The organism is Asticcacaulis currens (assembly GCF_028550395.1).
Lineage (GTDB): Bacteria > Pseudomonadota > Alphaproteobacteria > Caulobacterales > Caulobacteraceae > Asticcacaulis > Asticcacaulis currens.
This window is the reverse complement of the sequence record NZ_JAQQKW010000002.1, coordinates 224,507-243,819: the sequence shown is the minus strand read 5'-3', so window position 1 is coordinate 243,819 and position 19,313 is coordinate 224,507. Positions and strand designations below refer to the sequence as shown.

18 protein-coding genes and 1 pseudogene are annotated in these 19,313 nt (G+C 57.9%); 16 read left to right on the top strand and 3 right to left on the bottom strand.

Annotated elements, in window-relative coordinates:
• Nucleotides 1-70 precede the first annotated feature (70 nt).
• The 3 genes and pseudogenes from PQU94_RS04235 to PQU94_RS04225 all read right to left on the bottom strand — a co-directional run.
• Nucleotides 71-181, bottom strand: a pseudogene (locus PQU94_RS04235) (HU family DNA-binding protein); the annotation flags it as partial.
• Nucleotides 182-569: 388 nt separating this feature from the next.
• A complete protein-coding gene (locus PQU94_RS04230) occupies nucleotides 570-950 on the bottom strand; it encodes a response regulator (protein WP_272740251.1) in 381 nt (126 codons plus the stop codon).
• Between the two features lie 26 nt (nucleotides 951-976).
• Nucleotides 977-2,215, bottom strand: a complete 1,239-nt coding sequence (locus tag PQU94_RS04225) for a hypothetical protein (RefSeq protein WP_272740250.1) — start codon at nucleotides 2,213-2,215, stop codon at nucleotides 977-979.
• Between the two features lie 335 nt (nucleotides 2,216-2,550).
• Here PQU94_RS04225 and PQU94_RS04220 point away from each other — a divergent pair, with 335 nt between their 5' ends.
• From PQU94_RS04220 to PQU94_RS18275, 16 genes are all read left to right on the top strand, one after another.
• Nucleotides 2,551-4,248: a methyl-accepting chemotaxis protein gene (locus PQU94_RS04220; protein WP_272740249.1), complete on the top strand. Its 1,698-nt coding sequence runs from the start codon at nucleotides 2,551-2,553 to the stop codon at nucleotides 4,246-4,248.
• A 40-nt stretch (nucleotides 4,249-4,288) separates the two neighbouring features.
• On the top strand, nucleotides 4,289-5,968 hold the full coding sequence (locus tag PQU94_RS04215; protein WP_272740248.1) for a methyl-accepting chemotaxis protein: 1,680 nt from the start codon (nucleotides 4,289-4,291) through the stop codon (nucleotides 5,966-5,968).
• A gap of 776 nt (nucleotides 5,969-6,744) precedes the next feature.
• Nucleotides 6,745-8,847 (top strand): conjugal transfer protein TraG, encoded by a 2,103-nt coding sequence (locus tag PQU94_RS04210; RefSeq protein ID WP_272740247.1) that lies wholly within the window; start codon nucleotides 6,745-6,747, stop codon nucleotides 8,845-8,847.
• Complete coding sequence (locus PQU94_RS04205) at nucleotides 8,844-9,254, top strand: CopG family transcriptional regulator (protein ID WP_272740246.1); 411 nt, start codon at nucleotides 8,844-8,846, stop codon at nucleotides 9,252-9,254. The genes PQU94_RS04210 and PQU94_RS04205 overlap by 4 nt, the downstream gene beginning before the upstream one ends.
• Complete coding sequence (gene trbB / locus PQU94_RS04200) at nucleotides 9,254-10,279, top strand: P-type conjugative transfer ATPase TrbB (protein ID WP_272740245.1); 1,026 nt, start codon at nucleotides 9,254-9,256, stop codon at nucleotides 10,277-10,279. The genes PQU94_RS04205 and trbB overlap by 1 nt, the downstream gene beginning before the upstream one ends.
• Complete coding sequence (locus PQU94_RS04195; RefSeq protein ID WP_272740244.1) at nucleotides 10,280-10,636, top strand: TrbC/VirB2 family type IV secretion system protein; 357 nt, start codon at nucleotides 10,280-10,282, stop codon at nucleotides 10,634-10,636.
• The gene (locus PQU94_RS04190) at nucleotides 10,636-10,899 is read left to right on the top strand and encodes a VirB3 family type IV secretion system protein (RefSeq protein WP_272740243.1); all 264 of its coding nucleotides are present in this window, start codon (nucleotides 10,636-10,638) and stop codon (nucleotides 10,897-10,899) included. Before PQU94_RS04195 ends, PQU94_RS04190 begins: the two co-directional genes overlap by 1 nt.
• Nucleotides 10,893-13,313 carry a conjugal transfer protein TrbE gene (gene trbE / locus PQU94_RS04185; protein WP_272740242.1) on the top strand — a complete coding sequence of 807 codons (2,421 nt, stop codon included), beginning with the start codon at nucleotides 10,893-10,895 and terminating at the stop codon, nucleotides 13,311-13,313. Before PQU94_RS04190 ends, trbE begins: the two co-directional genes overlap by 7 nt.
• Nucleotides 13,314-13,407: 94 nt before the next feature.
• The gene (gene trbJ, locus PQU94_RS04180; RefSeq protein ID WP_272740241.1) at nucleotides 13,408-14,133 is read left to right on the top strand and encodes a P-type conjugative transfer protein TrbJ; all 726 of its coding nucleotides are present in this window, start codon (nucleotides 13,408-13,410) and stop codon (nucleotides 14,131-14,133) included.
• 35 nt (nucleotides 14,134-14,168) lie between these two features.
• A complete protein-coding gene (gene trbL / locus PQU94_RS04175; RefSeq protein ID WP_272740240.1) occupies nucleotides 14,169-15,398 on the top strand; it encodes a P-type conjugative transfer protein TrbL in 1,230 nt (409 codons plus the stop codon).
• Between the two features lie 3 nt (nucleotides 15,399-15,401).
• Entirely contained in the window at nucleotides 15,402-16,148 is a 747-nt protein-coding gene (trbF, locus tag PQU94_RS04170) for a conjugal transfer protein TrbF (RefSeq protein ID WP_272740239.1), read from the top strand.
• Nucleotides 16,145-17,017, top strand: coding sequence for a P-type conjugative transfer protein TrbG (gene trbG / locus PQU94_RS04165; protein ID WP_272740238.1), 873 nt, complete (start codon nucleotides 16,145-16,147; stop codon nucleotides 17,015-17,017). Before trbF ends, trbG begins: the two co-directional genes overlap by 4 nt.
• Nucleotides 17,010-18,200 carry a TraB/TrbI/VirB10 family type IV secretion system protein gene (locus tag PQU94_RS04160; RefSeq protein WP_272740237.1) on the top strand — a complete coding sequence of 397 codons (1,191 nt, stop codon included), beginning with the start codon at nucleotides 17,010-17,012 and terminating at the stop codon, nucleotides 18,198-18,200. The genes trbG and PQU94_RS04160 overlap by 8 nt, the downstream gene beginning before the upstream one ends.
• Nucleotides 18,193-18,405: a DUF2274 domain-containing protein gene (locus tag PQU94_RS04155; protein ID WP_272740236.1), complete on the top strand. Its 213-nt coding sequence runs from the start codon at nucleotides 18,193-18,195 to the stop codon at nucleotides 18,403-18,405. The genes PQU94_RS04160 and PQU94_RS04155 overlap by 8 nt, the downstream gene beginning before the upstream one ends.
• A complete protein-coding gene (locus tag PQU94_RS04150; protein ID WP_272740466.1) occupies nucleotides 18,405-18,644 on the top strand; it encodes a helix-turn-helix domain-containing protein in 240 nt (79 codons plus the stop codon). The genes PQU94_RS04155 and PQU94_RS04150 overlap by 1 nt, the downstream gene beginning before the upstream one ends.
• A 225-nt stretch (nucleotides 18,645-18,869) precedes the next feature.
• Nucleotides 18,870-19,250, top strand: coding sequence for a helix-turn-helix transcriptional regulator (locus PQU94_RS18275; protein ID WP_438263733.1), 381 nt, complete (start codon nucleotides 18,870-18,872; stop codon nucleotides 19,248-19,250).
• The last annotated feature ends 63 nt before the right edge of the window (nucleotides 19,251-19,313 follow it).

Sequence of the window (19,313 nt, the reverse complement as noted above, 5' to 3'; positions counted from 1 at the left end):
GCATCCCTCGTGCCAATGCCTATGAAAAGCCCCGTGAACATCCCGGGGCTTTTGCCGTTTGGAGGTGGGGCTACGCGTTCAGGCGATCCTTGACGGCCTTGCCCGGTTGGAAGACCAGCTTCTTTGAGGCGGCGATCTGGATGGTGGCGCCCGTCGAAGGGTTTCGCCCTTCGCGCACGGGCATGTATGTCTGCCGGATCGCAAATGGTCTTGATGCGGTTCTCAGATGCCGTTGCTGCGATGCAGGGCGTCGTTGGCGTTCCGGTGCATAGGTCTTAGTGAGTTGCACGAATGGCCGTCACTAAAATTCATAAAAAAGGACGCAAGCTAGAAATTGAACTCTCAAACGCGCTGTTAGTTCAGGTCTCCCGAGAGGGAAAAAAGCGTCTCTGGCCACGCGACTTTGGGGTGCAAATCAAGGATAAGGTTTGCGAACTTTCACGCACCATAGTTGATTTTTGACATAACCGTTACATCAGCGGGTCTAAAAGTTTCTTGTGACGTTTAGGACGAATATTTCGATAAAGGTACCGTCGGCCTCGCTATTGATCGCCATTGGAGGATAGCGCCTAAACTAAGCCGATTTGTCGGAATTTGTGCGCCACTGTTGCATCGTCAAAAGGCTTTATTATGTACTCATCCGCGCCTTCGCAAAGGGCGTCGCTTACGTGTACCATGTCCCCTTCCGTCGTACAAAAGACCACGCGTGGTTGTTTGATCGAACCTAGTCCTCTCAACTCCTTCAGAAACGTCAGGCCGTCCATAACAGGCATGTTCCAATCTAGCAGAATGGCGTCGGGCATATTGCGTTCGCACAAAAGTAGAGCATGTGCACCATTGCGCGCCTCGCTCACCTCGAATGCCAGGTGTTCGAGAATTGATCTCGCATATTTTCGAACTGTTCGGCTGTCGTCGACGATCAGACAAGTATGAACGATATCATTTGGCATTTTGTTCTCTCGCTTTCCTTAAGAGCTCACATTCCCTCTGCCTGTAAGCTCGCGTGACTTATTCCCGCGACTTTGGCGACTGCCAGCTGTCGAAGAGACTGAAATCCCTCCACCATACAGGCACCCGCACTGATCCTCGCTGCTGCGCTTAGGAGTGACAACTGGCTCTCAAGTTCAGTGTCGTCGGTTTGACCTGCGTCAATACAGAGGCTTACGCCGCCGAGGCCGCAATCCTTAACGCCCGATATAGATTTGGGATTAGCTTTGACGCTGCCGATGCAGGTCATTGAGAACGGTCGCAGCAAAGCAACAATCTCTGACATCCGACCCGTCGGTACGCCGTCGATGTCTTTAACTTCGAAAATGCATCTAATCCCAAGCTCCTTACAACCGTTGGAAACTTCTGCAATCAACCTGGTGCGTCCACGAGTGCTTGAAAACGTCGAAAAGGAGGCTGGGACAACCATGACCATACGTCGTTGGTCAGGCGCTTTTGCCCGGAGCTGACTTACGCCTAACTGCACGTTCGCGATGTCGATGCGCTCACGTATCGACCAGTCGAGGTTTGCTAACTCCTTTCGGTCAATAGCGCAGTTGCTATCATGGGGTATGACGGTGAGCTTGAGCCTATGACCTATCATCGTCAATTTACGCATCTCGAAAAGAGGCTCAAGTGTGCAAAGTATGCGATAAGGGGTCTCCGCCACTTTCCACAAAGCAGCGTGTTTGTGGGTTCTAACCGCGGTTGAATCTGTAAAATTTTGCGCACCGCCGTGTTGAGAAGTCTCACTGCTGTCGCTGACATCGTAAAATTCAAAGGGCGTCATCGGATGAAGATAGAGACGGTCCGTGTCGGATACCGTCACCGAATACAGCCTGGGGGGCTCATCAACACTGCCCACGAAATGGTCCACAACAGCTTGACGCAGGTCGGCCGTAGCACGGGCTCCGGCATTTTCGCCGAGGGTCGGTATCACGCATAAAAACAAGTGCTCTGATAACGGAAGGCACCAATTTGGTTCGGGATGTTTCTTTTTGAAGGTTGTAATCAGGAGATCAACTACAAAAGGCTGTTTACGATCCCACTTTTCATTCAAAACGTCGCAAAGTGTTGCGAGATCAATGACAAACGCCCGTCGCAGCTCTGCCGCGCGGGTCTCGCGTAACCGTTCAACGATGTAAGCGGAGTCCTCCCTGGGAATATCCAGTATGAGGTCCTCCCCTTTTTCGGCTGTATGTAAGTAGTCTCTGTTTACACCAGGCATCTTTTTGCCCTCACTCACTGAATAACGATGATATGTGAGTCGGCATTTCAATTTTTTTAAAATACTTCGTTAATTAAAAGTTGCGTTGTAAAGCCCAACCCGATTGGCGGGCATTTGAGGACGTCCGGGTATAAATCGCGCAGAATCGATGTGATCACGTTAAATTTACAGGCGAGTGGGTCGATGTATGAGTGCTGTTGAGCGCGTTTTTATTCAAAAAGTCCTATCGTTGTAGGTATTGGCGAATATTCCCATTCTCTTGAGGGTTGTGTCTGAATTAACCCCTTGGAAACGCATCTGCATAACACTGTAATCCTTGATGGTAGAGGTGTGTTATGGTTGCATTCGAATTTTGGCAGATAAAGCATTCAAACGGCCAAGACCCTGAAGGACTATTAAGGGCCATAGAAGCCACCCAAGCCGTTATCGAGTTTGATCTTGATGGTCGTATCTTGGCTGCTAACGCGAACTTCCTGGCTACGGTCGGCTATTCCCTTTCGGAGGTTATTGGAAAACATCACTCGATGTTTTTGACCCCAGACGAGGTCTCCACCCCTGCCTACCTAGCCTTTTGGAAAGACCTCAAGTCTGGTATCCCAAAAAAAGGAGAGTTTCGCCGTAGAGCAAAAGATGGCCGAGACGTATACCTTGAGGCCGTTTACAACCCCGTCCTGGACAAAGCCGGCCGACCTTACAAAGTGATTAAAGTCGCCGCAGATGTGACGCAACGTAAACTCAAAGACCTTGATCTCGAAAGTAAGGTGTCCGCGATTTCGCGATCACAGGCCATGATCGAGTTCGCACTCGATGGAACCATCCTGACGGCGAATGCAAATTTCCTGAGTGTGCTGGGCTACAGCCTCGAAGAGATCGTAGGCCGCCATCATCGTATGTTCGTGGATGAACGTGAACAAAAGTCCCCTGAATATGAAGCTTTCTGGAAACGTCTTCGGTCGGGTGAATACATCTCCACACGGTTTAAACGCATTGCTAAGGGCGGTCGTGAAGTTGTAATTCAGGCATCATACAATCCTGTTTTCGGTGTTGATGGTCGACCAGTTAAGATTGTGAAGTTTGCAACCGATATAACAACTCAGGCCCAGAAAGACGCTGACAATCTTGGGCAACTGGAGGCAATATCCCGGGCGCAAGCGGTTATCGAGTTCGCCCTTGACGGTACTATCCTTAAAGCGAATGACAATTTTCTGAAGACGATGGGGTACCGGCATGATGAAATTTGCGGGAAACATCATCGGATGTTTGTTGATGAGGAATTTGCCCAAAGTGACGACTACCGGCAATTTTGGGAAAAGCTGGCAAGGGGGGAGTTTGTTGCAGGTGAGTTTCATCGCCACGCAAAAGGTGGCCGCACAGTGTATATACAGGCGACATACAATGCTATTCTCGATATTGACGGGCGCCCTTACAAGATCGTGAAATTTGCCACCGACGTGACGGCGAGGCGGATCGCACTCAACCGAACGACTGAGCTGTCTCATTCACTTCAGGACCTTTCTGCGGCCGTTGAGGAAATGGCCGCAACGGGTCGATCCATTGCGGACACAATGACGCAGACTAAGGCGGCAGCGGATCAAGCGAACCAATGCGTGACTGATGCAGACGAAAGTGCGCGTCAGCTGGCGTCAGCGGCAGGGCAGATGGATGGAATTGTCGAACTCATCAGCAATATTACAAGTCAAATCAATCTCTTGGCACTAAACGCCACTATCGAATCCGCTCGTGCAGGTGAGGCAGGGAGAGGATTTGCCGTGGTTGCAACCGAGGTGAAAAACTTGGCGACGCAGGCTCGGAAAGCGACCGAGCAAATCAGTTCCGAAATAAGCGGAGTCCGAGCGAGTTCATCCGCCGTCGTGGAAGCATTGAACATGATCAGACGCACCGTTTCTAACGTTCAGGAGCAGGTATTATTTACCGCAGGTGCAGTCGAGGAACAAAGTGTCACGTCCCAAGACATGGCGAGAAACATGCAAATTGCTTCGTCCGAGGCGGAAAACATCGTAAGGGCAGCCTAAAAAGTCTGCCAGAGTATTGAGACCCACCGAGGAGGGTTCTATGTCACTCAACATAAAAAAAATGCTTCTGGGCTTAGTTGGTCTACTGACCGTGACCCTAATCGGATTAGCTGCTCTCGCGCTAGTGGAGCTTGAGGCAGCAAACCACGACACCCGCGAATTGGCCAATAACTGGCTTCCATCGGTCGACACAATAAATGCGATCAATACAAACGCATCTGATATGCGGATCGCGGAAGGCAGTCATGTCATGTCTGTTACCACACAGGACATGGCGGCGGCCGAAGCGAAATTCGATGCTGTTTTGGTCGAGTTGAAGGGTAACCAGGCTAAGTACGAGAAATTGATTTCGTCTGGAGAAGAAGAGCGCCTCTACAAGGATTTTCGAGCTAAGCTGGCGAAATATTTGTCACTGCACGAGCGGCTTTTCACATTGTCGCGAAACAACCAGAACGCTGAAGCATCTGCTCTTTTCCGGGGGCCTATGAATGCTTCGTTTGACACACTGTCTGCGACTACCCGGAGCCTCGTAAAGATGAACCGTGAGGGGGCTGACAAAAGCAGGTCGGATGCCCAGGAGACAGTAGATCAGGCAAAATCAATCCTCTTCACAGCCGCTGCCTTAGGCGGGCTTCTCTCAGTTGCAGCGATTTGGACCGTGTTGGCCAAGGTGATTTCACCACTTTCTAATGTAACGGAGGCGATGAAAAAGATTTCCGAGGGAAATCTCGAGACTCAAGTTTCACACACGACCGAAAAGAATGAGATTGGGCTTATTGCGTCTACTCTTCTTGTATTTCGCGAAGGTTTAACGGAGGCGAAGCGGCTGCGAGAAGAAACGGAAGCGCTTCGCGTGCAGGCGGAGCTCGTAAGACGCGACGCTATGCTGAAACTCGCCGATGATTTTGAAAAGTCAGTTGGTATCGTGGTCTCCATGGTTTCCTCAGCAGCAACCGAAATGCAGGCCGCGGCTACGCAGTTGACAGCAACGGCCACAGAGACCTCGCATCAGTCCACCGCGGTGTCTGCTGCAGCCGAGGAAGCTGGTACTAATGTGACCTCTGTGGCCTCTGCAGCTGAAGAACTTGGTGCGTCTGTAGGCGAGATCGGGCGGCAGGTCTCCAGCTCGGCTACAATGTCGCAAAAGGCTGTAGCTGAGGCCGACAAAGCCACATCTGTTATTTCGGAACTCAACGCGATGGCCGCGTCTATTGGGGGCGTTGTTGACCTGATCGCCGGGCTGGCCAGTCAAACCAATCTGCTTGCCTTGAACGCCACCATCGAGTCTGCCCGTGCGGGAGAGGCAGGAAAGGGTTTCGCGGTGGTCGCGTCTGAGGTTAAGGCACTGGCTGGGCAGACGACGCGAGCCACCAGCGAAATTTCGGATAAGATTACCAAGATTCAGGAAACCACCGCTCTTGCGAGTGAAAACTTCCAGAACGTATCCGAAACTATTAGGGCATTGAGCTCAACAAATTCGGCGATTGCGGCTGCTGTTGAGCAGCAATCGGCAGCGACAAGTGAGATTGTTAAGGCAGTCGCTCAAGCCTCGCTCGGCGCGCAAGAAGTGACGGCGAACATCGCTGGCGTTGCTCAAGGCACCGAACAAACTGGAGCGGCGGCGTCTCAGGTTCTCGCATCTTCAAGCGAGTTAGCTCAACAGTCGGAGCGGCTCCACCACGAAATGGAAACCTTCCTAGCAAACGTGCGCGCTGCTTGAAACTGAAAGAGGTCGCCGATGAACATCAAGGTGCAAACTACGGGCTCTGTCCACATCCACCCAACATTTTGGAAACGGCCACATATTTCAATTGGGGCCGACGTCTCACAAGAGCTAGAGGCATTGCCTACGGCGTGTATCCACGCCGAACTTAAAAGCAAACTCCGATCCCTTAGACAGGCTTGCGACCAAATAAACACTGAAGCCCTGCGTTTGATAGCTTTAGCACAAAAAGCAAAAGAGCCACATTAGAGTAGCCTCCTCTTTGATGTGGCGAAACTGAAGAGTTATATTGCCGAGATATACCTCGTCGCTTTTGATTTACAGGTAGGAGACGGTGTATCACCTTTTGAAGAGGTGTCGAATTAACTAACTAAGGCCGCGCCTTCATAGTGCTCAAAGTATCAGGAGCAAAAAATCCTTTTTGACGCAGTCGGAAGTGAACTCGCTCCAAGCCCGTGGGTTTAACCGCATTGGGCAGTGCGGAGGCGGAGGCCCGGGGCACCGCTGAAGAAATCAATCTCCACGAAGAATAATTAGCAGGAATTGAGCATCGAGCATATCTATTGAATTGAACTATGGCTTCGTGTCTCTCTAACGTCAGGGGGCATAGCGTTCATAAAGCTCTGCCGTTGAAGGGTGTTCGCGCCTGCGCACGGATCGAGAGTCGGCGTAAGGGTAGGGAGAGCGTACAAGGTGTAGATATGAAATCGCGCCCCCTTCGATGATCTTGTCTCACACGCGCAGCCAGATGCTGAGCGTAGCGAGGCAGATCCGTGACGCCAACAAAATTCCTCATCGGTCAGATAGGTCTTGTCCTCGGGATCGTCATCCTCGGGGTATGGGCATCGACGCAATGGGCGGCGCATCAACTCGCCTATCAGACGCAACTGGGCGCTCCGTGGTTTCGGGTTTCAGCCTGGCCGGTCTATAGGCCCTGGCAGGTGTTTGCCTGGTGGTTCCATTACGAGGCCTATGCACCGGCGGTTTTCCATCGCTGTGGCCTCTTGGCGGCGTCAAGTGGCGCCTTCGGTTGTGTTGCGGCGGTGGCCGGGTCGTTATGGCGCGCTCGTCAGGCGCGCCGCGTCACGACCTATGGCTCGGCGCGATGGGCGTCTTTGAAGGAGATAAGCCGAGCGGGTCTTCTCCGCGAACGCGGTGTTTTTCTGGGTCGGGTCGGCCCGGAATATCTGCGCCATGAGGGCCCGGAACACGTTTTGGCGTTTGCGCCCACGCGGTCAGGCAAGGGCGTGGGACTCGTCGTGCCAACCCTGTTGTCATGGACCGGTTCCGTTATCGTCCATGACATCAAAGGCGAAAACTGGGACCTGACAGCGGGATGGCGCTCGCGGTTCTCCCACGCCGTCCTGTTCAACCCGACCGATCTGCGCTCAGCCCGCTACAACCCCCTTCTGGAAGTGCGCAAAGGCATCAATGAAGTCCGCGATGTTCAGAATATCGCCGACATCCTGGTTGACCCGGAAGGGTCACTCGAGCGGCGCTCGCATTGGGAAAAAACCAGTCATTCCTTACTGGTAGGCGCCATTCTTCATGTGCTTTACGCCGAACCGGAAAAGACGCTGGCCTGCGTGGCCCGTTTCCTCTCTGACCCCGATCGCAGCCTGGTAGACGCGATGAACTGCATGCTCGCCACCAATCATTTAGGTGGCGAGGGCGAACCACCGCGCGTGCATCCGGTCGTGGCGTCAGCCGCCCGAGACATCCTCAACAAAGCCCCTAACGAACGCTCAGGTGTGCTCTCGACCGCCATGTCCTTCCTCGGCCTTTATCAGGATCCGGTTGTCGCCGCGACGACATCCACCTGCGACTGGCGTATCGCGGATCTGGTCAATGCCGCGAGCCCGATGTCGCTCTATCTCGTGATCCCACCGTCAGACATCTCGCGCACAAAGCCTCTGGTCCGCCTGATGCTGAACCAGATCGGTCGGCGGCTCACCGAACGGCTGGAGGGTGATCCCGCCAAGCGTAGCCGCCATCAACTCTTGATGATGCTTGATGAGTTCCCGGCTCTCGGCCGTCTCGACTTCTTTGAAACGGCGCTCGCCTTCCAGGCCGGGTACGGCATCCGGGCCTATCTGATTGCGCAATCCCTGAACCAGATTTCGAAAGCCTATGGAGAGAACAATTCCATCCTCGATAACTGTCATGTCCGGATTGCGTTTTCCTCAAACGACGAGCGCACAGCCAAGCGCATATCCGACGCGCTCGGCACCGCCACCGAACAGCGCGCCCAGCGCAACTATGCGGGCCACCGGCTGGCACCGTGGCTCTCTCACGTCATGGTCTCACGTCAGGAGACGGCACGGCCCCTTCTGACAGCGGGGGAAGTGATGCAACTGCCGCCAAGCGATGAGCTTGTTCTGGTGTCGGGTTTGCCGCCGATCCGGGCCAAAAAGTTGCGCTACTACGAGGACCCGAACTTCCGGTCTCGCTCGGTGCCAGCACCTTTGCTCACCGCGGGCCCTTACCTTGACCTGCCACCACAGCGGCTCAACGACTGGGAAAATCAGATCCGCTTCACCGATGCCCGCCTGATCGCGACACTCTCCGTGGCGAATGAGGATGTCCCTCAGTCGGATACGATCAATGAGGGTGAGACTGAGCCCGCGGGTCATGACGTCAAACCTGAGTCGGCCGAGCCAGAGGTGAAAGCCCCTCACCCTGAAAACGAGGGCAATACCGCTAACGAACCCCGGCACGTTACTGACCCACAGGTGATGGCCGCCATCACCAAGGCGGGGCAGGTCAGAGAGGAGGCCCAGGTGCTGGCCAAAGGAACCAAGGGAGCGCGAGGTAAGACCGCCGCTAAGGAGAACGCGAACCTCGATTTGTTCCTGGATCAGGGAGGTGTCGGATGACCGGTAAAAAGGTTCGATATCAATTGTTCCTGGCTCCAGCGGTCAGCGCGCGCCTCGAGACGCTGGCTGCTAAACCTGGCCTGAATAAATCCGCGATCCTGTCGGATGCCGTAACCGCGTGGCTTGAGCGCCGTGCCTCCAACGAACTGGATGCGCATTTCGGCAAGCGGCTCGACCGGTTGTCGATACAGATGAACCGTATGGAGCGCGATCAGCTTATCCTATTGGAAAGCCTAGCCCTGTTTATTCGGATGACGCTTTTGCGGGACGCACATTTGCCTGAAGCCGACGCGGCCACCCGGGCGCTGGCACGCGCGCGGTATGAGGCCTTTGTTGCTCAGGTCGGCCGTCATATCGCCACCGGTCAGACGTCGCTCAATCCAACCTCTTCCAGGGAGGGGGAGTGATGGACCCATTATCGATATCCCATCAGCGCCTGCGGGCCATGTTGCGGACCGCCATGGGCGAGGGCTTGGCGGCGGCTCTGGCCGATCCCGCCGTCTTTGAAATTCTCGTCAACCCCAATGGCACTGTGCGCTTTGATCGGGCGGCTGAGGGACGTGTCTTAGCCGAGGGTGTGATGCCCCCGGCGGAGGCCGAACGGATTATCCGCCTGGTGGCGAGCTATGTGCGCGCCGAGCTTCATCCGGACTCTCCCATCGTCAGCGCTGAACTGCCCATCGCCGCCGACGGCACGGGCGGCGAACGCTTTGAGGGCCTCCTGCCGCCGGTCTCGCGCGGCCCGTGCTTCTCGATCCGCAAGCCGGCCTACCGCTTGTTTGGCCTGGAGGATTACGTGTCTGCCCGCGTCATGACAAAGGCTCAGGCGGAAGTCCTGCGGCGTGCGGTGTCTTCGCGCCAAAATATCCTGGTGGCCGGCGGCACCAGTTCCGGCAAAACAACCCTGACCAATGCGCTTCTGGCCGAGGTCGCCGCCCTGGGCGAGCGCGTGGTCCTTGTAGAGGACACGCGTGAACTGCGCTGTGCCGCTCAGGACGTGGTCGAGCTACGCACCCGTCCGGGCCACATCACCATGGGCGATCTCCTCCGCTCGACCCTGCGTCTGCGGCCTGACCGCATCATCGTCGGAGAGGTGAGGGGCGCAGAAGCGCTCGACCTCCTCAAAGCCTGGAACACCGGCCATCCCGGCGGCATCGCGACCCTACACGCCAATTCCGCCAAAGGCGCCCTGTTTCGTCTGGAACAACTCGTTCAGGAAGCCGTGACCCATGTCCCGTCCGCTCTGATCGCCGAGGCTGTCGACGTCATCGTGTTTATCCGCGGGGCAGATTCCCAGACCGGTGCCCCCCGGCATGTCGCCGAAATCGTCGGGGTGGACGGCCTCGATGCCCACGGCGGCTACCTCCTTCGCCCGCTGCGACCGCACGGGGAAGACCCTGGTATCGCGCGTTCAACCCTTATGGAGATGTAGATGTACAAAACCCTGTTTCATTCGCCGGTGCCGGGTTGGCGACCGGACACTTTCAACAAACCCGCCGCGCTGGCGCTGCTCGCCCTCTGCATTGGGCTTGCCCCAGCCGCACAGGCGGCGGGCTCTGGCATGCCCTGGGAAGGGCCGCTTCAGCAGATCCTCGACAGTGTGCAAGGCCCGGTCGCCAAGATCATCGCGGTCATGGTGATTATAGTCGCGGGCCTGACCCTCGCCTTTGGCGAGACCTCTGGCGGCTTCCGCAAGCTCGTACAGATCGTCTTTGGCTTGTCGATCGCATTCGCCGCCTCATCCTTCTTCCTCAGCTTCTTCAGCTTCGGTGGGGGGGCCGTCATCTGATGGCCAGCCGCGTCGAGGGCTTCGATGTCCCCCTGCACCAATCCCTCACGCAACCCCTGCTACTGGGCGGTGCGCCACGGACCCTGGCGATTGCCAACGGGACCGTGGCTGCCGCCTTAGGTCTCGGCCTTCAGATGTGGCTGCCCGGTTTCGCTCTCTGGCTCATCGGGCACACTTTGGCGGTCTTTGCCGCCCGTTACGATCCCGATTTCGTACCCGTTCTGCTCCGTCACCTCCGCCAGAAAGGCTATTTCGCATGCTGAACCTGCGCCAATACCGCCAGACGGCTGACCGGCTGTCCGATCATCTGCCCTGGGTCGCACTGGTCGCGCCGGGCGTCATCCTTAATAAGGACGGCAGCTTTCAGCGGACAATCCGCTATCAGGGCCCGGACCTCGAAAGCGCCACCCCCGCCGAGCTGGTCAGTGTCACCGCGCGTGTCAATAATGTCCTGCGCCGCTTCGGTACGGGCTGGGGGCTCTTCTTTGAGGCTTGCCGGGCCCCGGCCATACGCTATCCCGAACCTCGCGCCGAAACCGGGATTGCCCGCCTGATCGATGAGGAGCGCCGTGCGGCCTTCGAAGGGGAGGCGAGCGCACACTTTGAAAGCCACTATTACCTGACCTTCGTCTTCATGCCCCCCGCCGATGCCCTTTCTCGCGCCAGTCGGGCCCTCATAGAGACGCCCGATGCTGAACCGGGAACCGAAGCGCGCCGGGACTGGAAACGCGAACTTCAGATGTTCATCAATCGCACGAACGCCGCCCTCGATCTCTTGGCTGGGATCATGCCGCGCGTCGAACCGTTAGGCGATGCCGATACCCTGACCTACCTGCATAGCACCGTCTCTTCAAAATCCCATCGCGTCTGCGTGCCCGACATCCCCGTCTATCTTGACGCCATCCTCGTCGATACGCCGCTGACCGGTGGTCTGTCGCCCCGGCTGGGCGATCAGCACATTCGCACGATCACGGTCCTGGGCTTCCCAAACCATACCCATCCGGGCCTGCTTGATTCCCTCAACCATCTGGCCTTTGGCTATCGCTGGACGACCCGCTTCATCGCGCTTGACAAGGAGGCCGCGGTCAAGACCCTGACCCGCGTTCGGCGCCAATGGTTCAATAAGCGCAAGTCCGTCACCGCCATGCTGCGCGAGGTGATGTATGCGCAGGCCTCACCTCTGACCGACACCGATGCCGACAACAAGGTGGCTGACGCTGACGCTGCCCTTCAGGCGCTCGGCGGCAATCACGTCAGTTTCGGCTACCTCACCACGACCATCTCGGTCTTCGATACTGACGCTCAGTTGGTCGATGAAAAAGTCAGGGCGGTGGAACAGGCGATCAACAGCTTAGGCTTCACCACCTTTCGTGAAACCCTGAACGCCGTCGAAGCGTGGCTGGGCTCACTGCCCGGGCACCTCTACGCCAATGTGCGTCAGCCGCTGGTTCATTCTCTCAATCTGGTCCATCTGATGCCGCTCTCAGCCGTCTGGGCCGGGCCTGAGCGCAATTGCCATCTCGATGGCCCGCCTCTGCTGCACGCGGTGAGTTCGGGGGCAACCCCGTTTCGTCTATCGACCCACGTCGGTGATGTCGGTCATATGATGGTTGTGGGGCCCACGGGTGCGGGCAAGTCGGTCCTTCTGGCCTTTCTGGCTTTGCAGTTTCAGCGCTACGCGGGCGCGCAAACCTTCATTTTTGACAAGGGGGGCTCCGCCAGAGCCGCGACGCTGGCGATGAACGGCAAGCATCATGCCCTCGGACGAACCTCAGCCCTGTCGTTTCAGCCCCTGGCACGGATCGATGAGACCGATGAGCGTACCTGGGCACTTCATTGGCTGCTAAGCCTGCTCGGCAATGAGACGATCGAGGTGACCCCTGATATCAAGGCAGCGCTGTGGACGGCGCTCAACAATATGGCAGCGGCACCTATTGGCGAGCGCACCCTGACTGGCCTCAGTGTCCTTTTGTCGTCCAATGCGTTGAAGCAGGCTTTGGCCCCCTATACGCTTGAGGGCGCCTACGGCCAGTGCCTCGATGCCGACCGCGAGGGGCTCGATCTGGCCCCCATCCATTGTTTTGAGACTGAAGACCTGATGGGCGATACGGGCCTTGTGGCGCCCGTCCTGACCTATCTCTTCCACCGACTGGAAGCGCGCTTTGATGGTCGGCCAACGCTTCTGATCCTTGATGAGGCCTGGGTGTTTCTCGATAACCCGCAGTTCGCCAGCCGCCTGCGGGAATGGCTGAAGGTCCTGCGCAAGAAGAATGTCAGCGTCGTCTTTGCCACCCAGTCTCTGGCCGATATCGCCGACAGTGCCATTGCGCCGGCCATTATCGAGTCCTGTCCGCAGCGGCTCTTTCTGCCCAATGAGCGGGCGGTCGAGCCGCTAGCTCAGACAGCCTACCAGCGCATGGGGCTCAATACCCGTCAGATTGAACTGATCGCTCAGGCCATACCCAAACGCCAATACTATCTGCAATCTCGCAGGGGAAACCGACTGTTCGATTTGAACCTCGGCCCGCTGGCCCTGTCCGTCTGTGCGGCGGCGTCGCCCGAGGATCAACGCTTGATCGATAGGGTGGTGGAAGCCGAAGGGGCTGAACGCTTCGCCCTCGCGTTTCTGGCAGCGCGGGGCCTATCCTGGGCGGCCGATCTCCTGAAGCCGCCTTAGGCGCTTACCCCTCCCTACCTGATCATTCCGACCCGTTCTCAGGCCTGCCCTTGCAGGTCATGCCCTTCCTTTGCCTAAACTTCGGAGCCTTCCCATGTCCTCCAACGCTTTACGTCGGTTCTCCATCGCCCTGATGGTGAGTGCGTCGCTCGCGGGCCTGTTTGTACCGGCGTCGGCGCAGATCGCCGTCTTTGACCCCACCAACTACACCCAGAATATCCTGCAGGCGACGCGCGCCCTTCAGACGATCAACAATCAGATCCAGTCGCTGCAAAACGAAGCGCAGATGATCCGCGACATGGCGACCCAACTGAAACGTCTGGATGTCTCGGCTTTGCTGAAGCTCAACAAGGATCTCGCCGCCATCAATGACCTCATGAAAGAAGCCAGGGGCATTGCCTTCACCCTGTCGCAGACCCGGGACGCGCTTAAAGCCCAGTATCCGCGAGACTACAATTTATCGATCTCAGGCAAAGGGTTATCGGCGCAGGCTGAAGCACGTTGGCAAAGTGCTATGGACGCTTTCCGCCAGACGCTTCTGGTGCAATCCCAGATCTCGGAAGCCCTGCAGTCGGATGCAGGTACACTGAATGACCTCGTTCGCGCCTCAGAGGCTGCCGATGGCGGGTTGCAGGCCCAGCAGGCGGCCAATCAGCTTTCCGCCCTCGTGGCCAAACAGCAGATGCAGATCACCACCCTGATGACGGCGCAGTACCGGGCCGAAGCGCTCGATGCCGCGAGGAAGGCCGAAGGGGAGGCCGCCGCCAGGGCAGCGACGAAAAAGTTCCTCGGCTCAGGCAAGGCCTATACGGCGCAGTAATTCAGAAAAACCAATCGTGTGGCGGGGTATTCCTCATGACCGATCTCAATATCATCGATTCATTTCTGGCGACCTTCATCGCCTATATCGACTCCGGGTTCGGTCTGCTCCGTGGTGACCTCGTGAGCCTGACGAGCCTTCTGATCGCCATCGACGTGACGCTCGCTGCCCTCTTTTGGGTCTTGGACGAAGAAAGCCAGCTGTTTGGCAAGCTCATCAAGAAGGTTCTCTATGTCGGGGCCTTCGCCTACATCCTGAATAACTTCCAGTCGCTGGCCAATCTGATCCATCAGTCCTTCACCCAATTGGGCCTGAACGCCAGCGGGGGCACGGTGGCGTCTGGCGATCTCCTGAAGCCCGGAAGGCTGGCCGGTATCGGGTTTGAGGCGGCCCATCCGCTGCTGGAACAGGTGGCCGCTCTCATGGGGCTCGACACGGTCCTCGCCAATCTCCTGACCATCGTGGTGCTGCTCATCGCTTGGCTGATCGTGCTGTTGGCCTTTTTCGTTCTGGCCATCCAGCTTTTCATCACGGTGTTGGAATTCAAGCTGACCTGTCTGGCAGGGTTTGTCCTCGTACCCTTCGCCTTCTGGAACAAGACGGCCTTCCTCGCTGAGCGCGTGCTGGGCAACGTCATCACGTCTGGCATAAAAATCATGGTGCTAGCCGTTATTGTCGGCATCGGAACGGGGTTTTTCTCCCGCTTTGTCGGGGCCTTGGATGGAGCGGAACCCGACATCAATCAGACCATGACGCTCGTCCTCGCCGCGCTGACGCTTTTGGGGCTCGGTATCTTTGGCCCCAGTATCGCCTCGGGTCTGGTGTCTGGCGCGCCGCAATTGGGCGCGGGCGCCGCCCTTGGAACTGTAGGCGCCGCTGCGGCGGCCGGAATGCTGGCCGGCGGCGGTGCCATGGCCGCCGCACGACTGGCGGGCGGTGCCGCCGGTGGCACCTCTGCCATGCAGGCGGCCTCTCAGATAGGGGAATCCTCAGGTGGCGCGTCAGGCTCTGGCGGGGCAGGGCCAGCGCCCGTCCCACCGCCACCAACAACTTCCTCATCTGCGCCATCCTCATCAGGTGGCAGCGGTGGACCGGCTGCAGCGGCGAGTTCCGCCAGGGCGTCAGAGCCAGCCCAGCCCGAGTGGGCGAAGAAGATGCAGCGGGAACAGAGGCTGCGCGGTCATCTGCATGCGGCCCAGACGGCCATATCCGCTGGCGATCAACCGGTCGCCTCCGCCAATCCCGACCTCAGCCAGAAGGAGTAAACCATGCGGTTCAAACGCCCCGTCCAGCGCTATGGGGATAGCCCCGAACCCGAACCCCCCTACCAAAAGGCGGCGCAAATCTGGGATGAACGCATGGGCACAAGTCAGGCTCAGGCCGCGAACTGGCGACTGATGGCGCTGGGTGCGTCCATTGTGTCCCTATGTTTGTCAGGCGGCATGATCTGGCTCGCTTCGCAGAGCCGCGTCACGCCCTATGTCGTAGAGGTCGACAGTCAGGGTGGCGTGAGGGCGGTAGCGCCTGCCGTTGAGACCTATCAGCCGAGCGACGCGCAAATCGCGTGGTTCCTGGCGCGATTCATTACCAATGTCCGGTCCTTGCCGATCGATCCGGTGCTGGTGCGTCAGAACTGGCTTGAGGCCTACGCCTTTGCCACGGACCGCGCGGCACAGGCCCTCAACGCCCAAGCTCAGGCCAATGATCCGTTCGCGGGGATCGGTGAGCGCAGCGTGACGGTGTCGATCCTCAGTGTGGTGCGAGCGTCGCCAAAGAGCTTCCAGATCAAATGGAAGGAACAGGCCTATGTGCGGGGATTGCCGGACAAAACAACCTACTGGACGGGAATTCTCAACGTTCAGCAGACCCTCCCCAGGCGCGAAGACGTTCTGCGCAAGAACCCGCTTGGCCTCTACATCACCGACCTCTCCTGGTCACAGGATTACAGCGGGCCGGAAACGAGGCCGCCCGTCGTTGCCCTGAACCCCTCATCCCCAGAAGGAGTGCAGCCATGAAGGCTATCATTGCGACCTGTCTTGCCGGGTCCTGTCTTGCGCTGATCGTGCCTGCGGTGTCTGACGCCAGTCCCGCTCGAAAGGTCTCGCCCACTGCCCGCGCCATTCAGGCCGCCAATGCGGCGGCGACCCAAGGGCCAGAAGCGGGCAGCTATCTCAATGCCGTTCAGGTCTACACGTTCAGCGACGGCACTCTTTATCGGCTGTTCACTGCCCCCGATAAGGTCAGCGACATCGTCCTTCAGCCCGGCGAGAGCCTGATCTCGGTCTCAGCCGGCGACACGGGCCGCTGGGTGATTGGCGATACCACCAGTGGAAGCGGGGAGGGCAAGCAGACGCATATCCTCGTCAAGCCCTATAGCGCGGGGCTTAAAACCAACCTGATCATCACCACGGATCGGCGGACCTATCACCTTCAACTGGAGAGCTCCCGGTTTACGGCCATGGCGGCGGTCACCTGGCGTTACCCCCAGGATCAACTCTTGACGAAAAAGCTGGAGGCACCCGTTGCGGTAACGTCCCCGCCCGTACCTGTTATCATGGGCTTGCCGCTGGAGAGCCTGCGCTTTGCCTACCGCATAACGGGGGCAAAACCGGCGTGGCGGCCCGTTCGCGCGTTCGACGACGGCCAAAGGGTCTATATCGAGTTCCCTGCCGATCTGGCCCTGTCGGAAGCGCCACCCCTGTTTGTAGTGAGGGCAGACGGCAAGCCTGACCTCCTGAACTACCGTGTTCAGGGCCGGTTCTATGTCACAGACGTCCTGTTCAGCGAGGCGGAATTGCGTCTGGGCGCAAAGCGGCAAGCGGTCGTGCGCATCACCCGAGCGGGTGAGGGGACGGCTAACGCACTGGGGGCCCGTCATGACTGACACCGCCCCCCGTCCTAAGGTCGATCCCGAAACTCTGGTTCTGCGCGCCCAACCGCGCCGTATCATTCGCTTCAAACGTCATGTGTTGGTGGCATCTGCCGCCGTGGCCTGCGTGTCCTTGTTCGGGGTAACATGGCTGGCGCTTGGAGCATCGGCGCCCCGGGTGCTCGCTCAGCCGGAAACCTTCAATCCCGACAGGGTCGCGGACACGCAGAAGGCCCAGCCCGACAAACTGAGCCAATTGCCGCAAACCTATGATCAGATTCCGGAGGGCGTGCCTCATCTGGGTCCGCCTTTGCCAGCCTATCCGGGAGATCCATCTCTCCGGGAAACGCAAGTGCCCGCGCAGGAGTGGCGGTCTGGCAATGCCGGAGGCGGTGGCGTGTCCGCGCCCGCGACCGTCAGTGAGGTGTTCTTCCAGATAGCGCCTCGCCTCTCAACGGTCGCGGAAAAGGCCCCACCGTCTGACATCCGACCGCTGGATGTCGTGATGTCGCCGGTGCCGGTCGGCCCGACCGAAGGTGTGTCTCTCGCCAAGCCCGATTTTGTCGACCGCAAAGGCTATGGCGGCATCTACAACGGCCACCAGATGCAGACACCAGTGTCACCCTATCAGGTCATGGCAGGTACAGTCATTTCCGCCAGCCTGGTCACCGGCCTGAAATCCGACCTTCCCGGGTTCGTCATCGCCCAGGTGTCGCAGCCTGTCTTTGACTCCGTTTCCGCCCAACACCTGTTGATCCCGGCAGGCACGCGACTTCTGGGGCAATATGATGATCAGGTCGCCTTCGGCCAATCCCGCGCGCTGGTCGTGTGGAAACGCCTGATCCTCCCCGACGGCTCCTCCCTCGAAATCGACAATCTGCCAGCGACTGACACGGAGGGCTATGCGGGTCTGTCCGACAAGGTGGATTACCATACCTGGAGCCTGCTCAAGGGGGTGGGGCTATCGACCTTGCTGGGTTTGGCTTCGCATAGTGGCCAGTCCGATGATGACAGTGACCTTGTGCGTGCCTTTCGGGACGCAACCCGTGACACCGCCAATCAGGCCGGACAGCGGATCGTCGATAAGGCCCTGAATATCCGGCCCTCTATCACCGTTCGTCCGGGATGGCCGGTGCGGGTCATCGTGCACAAGGATCTCATTCTGAAGCCGTATGCCGGGGGTGCCGGACATGGTTGACCTGAAACTCGCCAAACTCCCGGATCGAACACCGGTCAAACTGACGATCACCTTAGGCGCGGAGTTACATCAGAGCCTCAAAGACTATGCGGGCCTGTACGCAGCCGCTTACGGGGCCACCGAGCCGGTCGTCGATCTCATTCCCTACATGCTGGAGGCGTTCCTCCAGAGTGACAAAGGCTTTAAGCGAGGAGGTAAGAAGTGATGCGCACCAACCCTAATGAAACTCTGGGCGGCAACACGAGTGTGGTAACACCAGAAAAACTTGCATACAGCATTCCAGAAGCAATCCTGGCGACGGGCCTCGGCCGAACATTCCTCTACGACCGAATGATGTCTGGCGAACTCAAATCACGCAAATTGGGTGGGCGGCGAGTTATCCTGAAGAACGATCTGATGGACTACCTGAATTCCAGCCCCCCAGGGCAGGGCCTGAGCCTTTAGTCGTCGACTGCATCCCGATCAGCGTTGGTGGCCTCCGAAGCGACTCGGGGGCCATTTTTCTGCCAATCAACTACCGCTCCAAGGGTAGATCTCCGGCACCTGATCGTCCGTCCACAAACGAAATTATGCCAAAACGTACGTGAACGTTTTTAGGCTCGTTTTTAGGCTCGCCCTTCGACGGGCTCATAAAAACCGCTTAATTTTCAGTTGTTTACGCCGAAGGAAATGGCGGACAGAGAGGGATTCGAAATTTCCTCTGTCGCCCGCTGCCGAATATCGCCGCAAAGTCCGCAATGCTCACTGCACATGCGGCTGATTTCAAGGCATGGTTCGGTGATGGCTCTTCGAGAAATGGAGGCTGGAATGGCCGTTACCGCAAAAGATGAAAACGCCGTGTCGCCAACGCTGCCTGCCAAGAGGATCGTCCGATTGCCTGAGGTGAAGGCGCTTACGGGTCTTAGCCGCTCTACAGTGTATGAGCGCATACGAGAGGGGCAGTTCCCCAAGCCTGTCGGCCTCGGTGGACGCAATGTCGGCTGGGTCGAAGGAGAGGTGACCGCCTGGATCGAGAGGCGGATAGCGATCGCCCGAGGCCACGTTTCCTAACCTTAGCCGATGGGGGTCTCGTTGGGGGTCTTGACAAGCGGGCGGGGCAGGGGCCGGTCATTC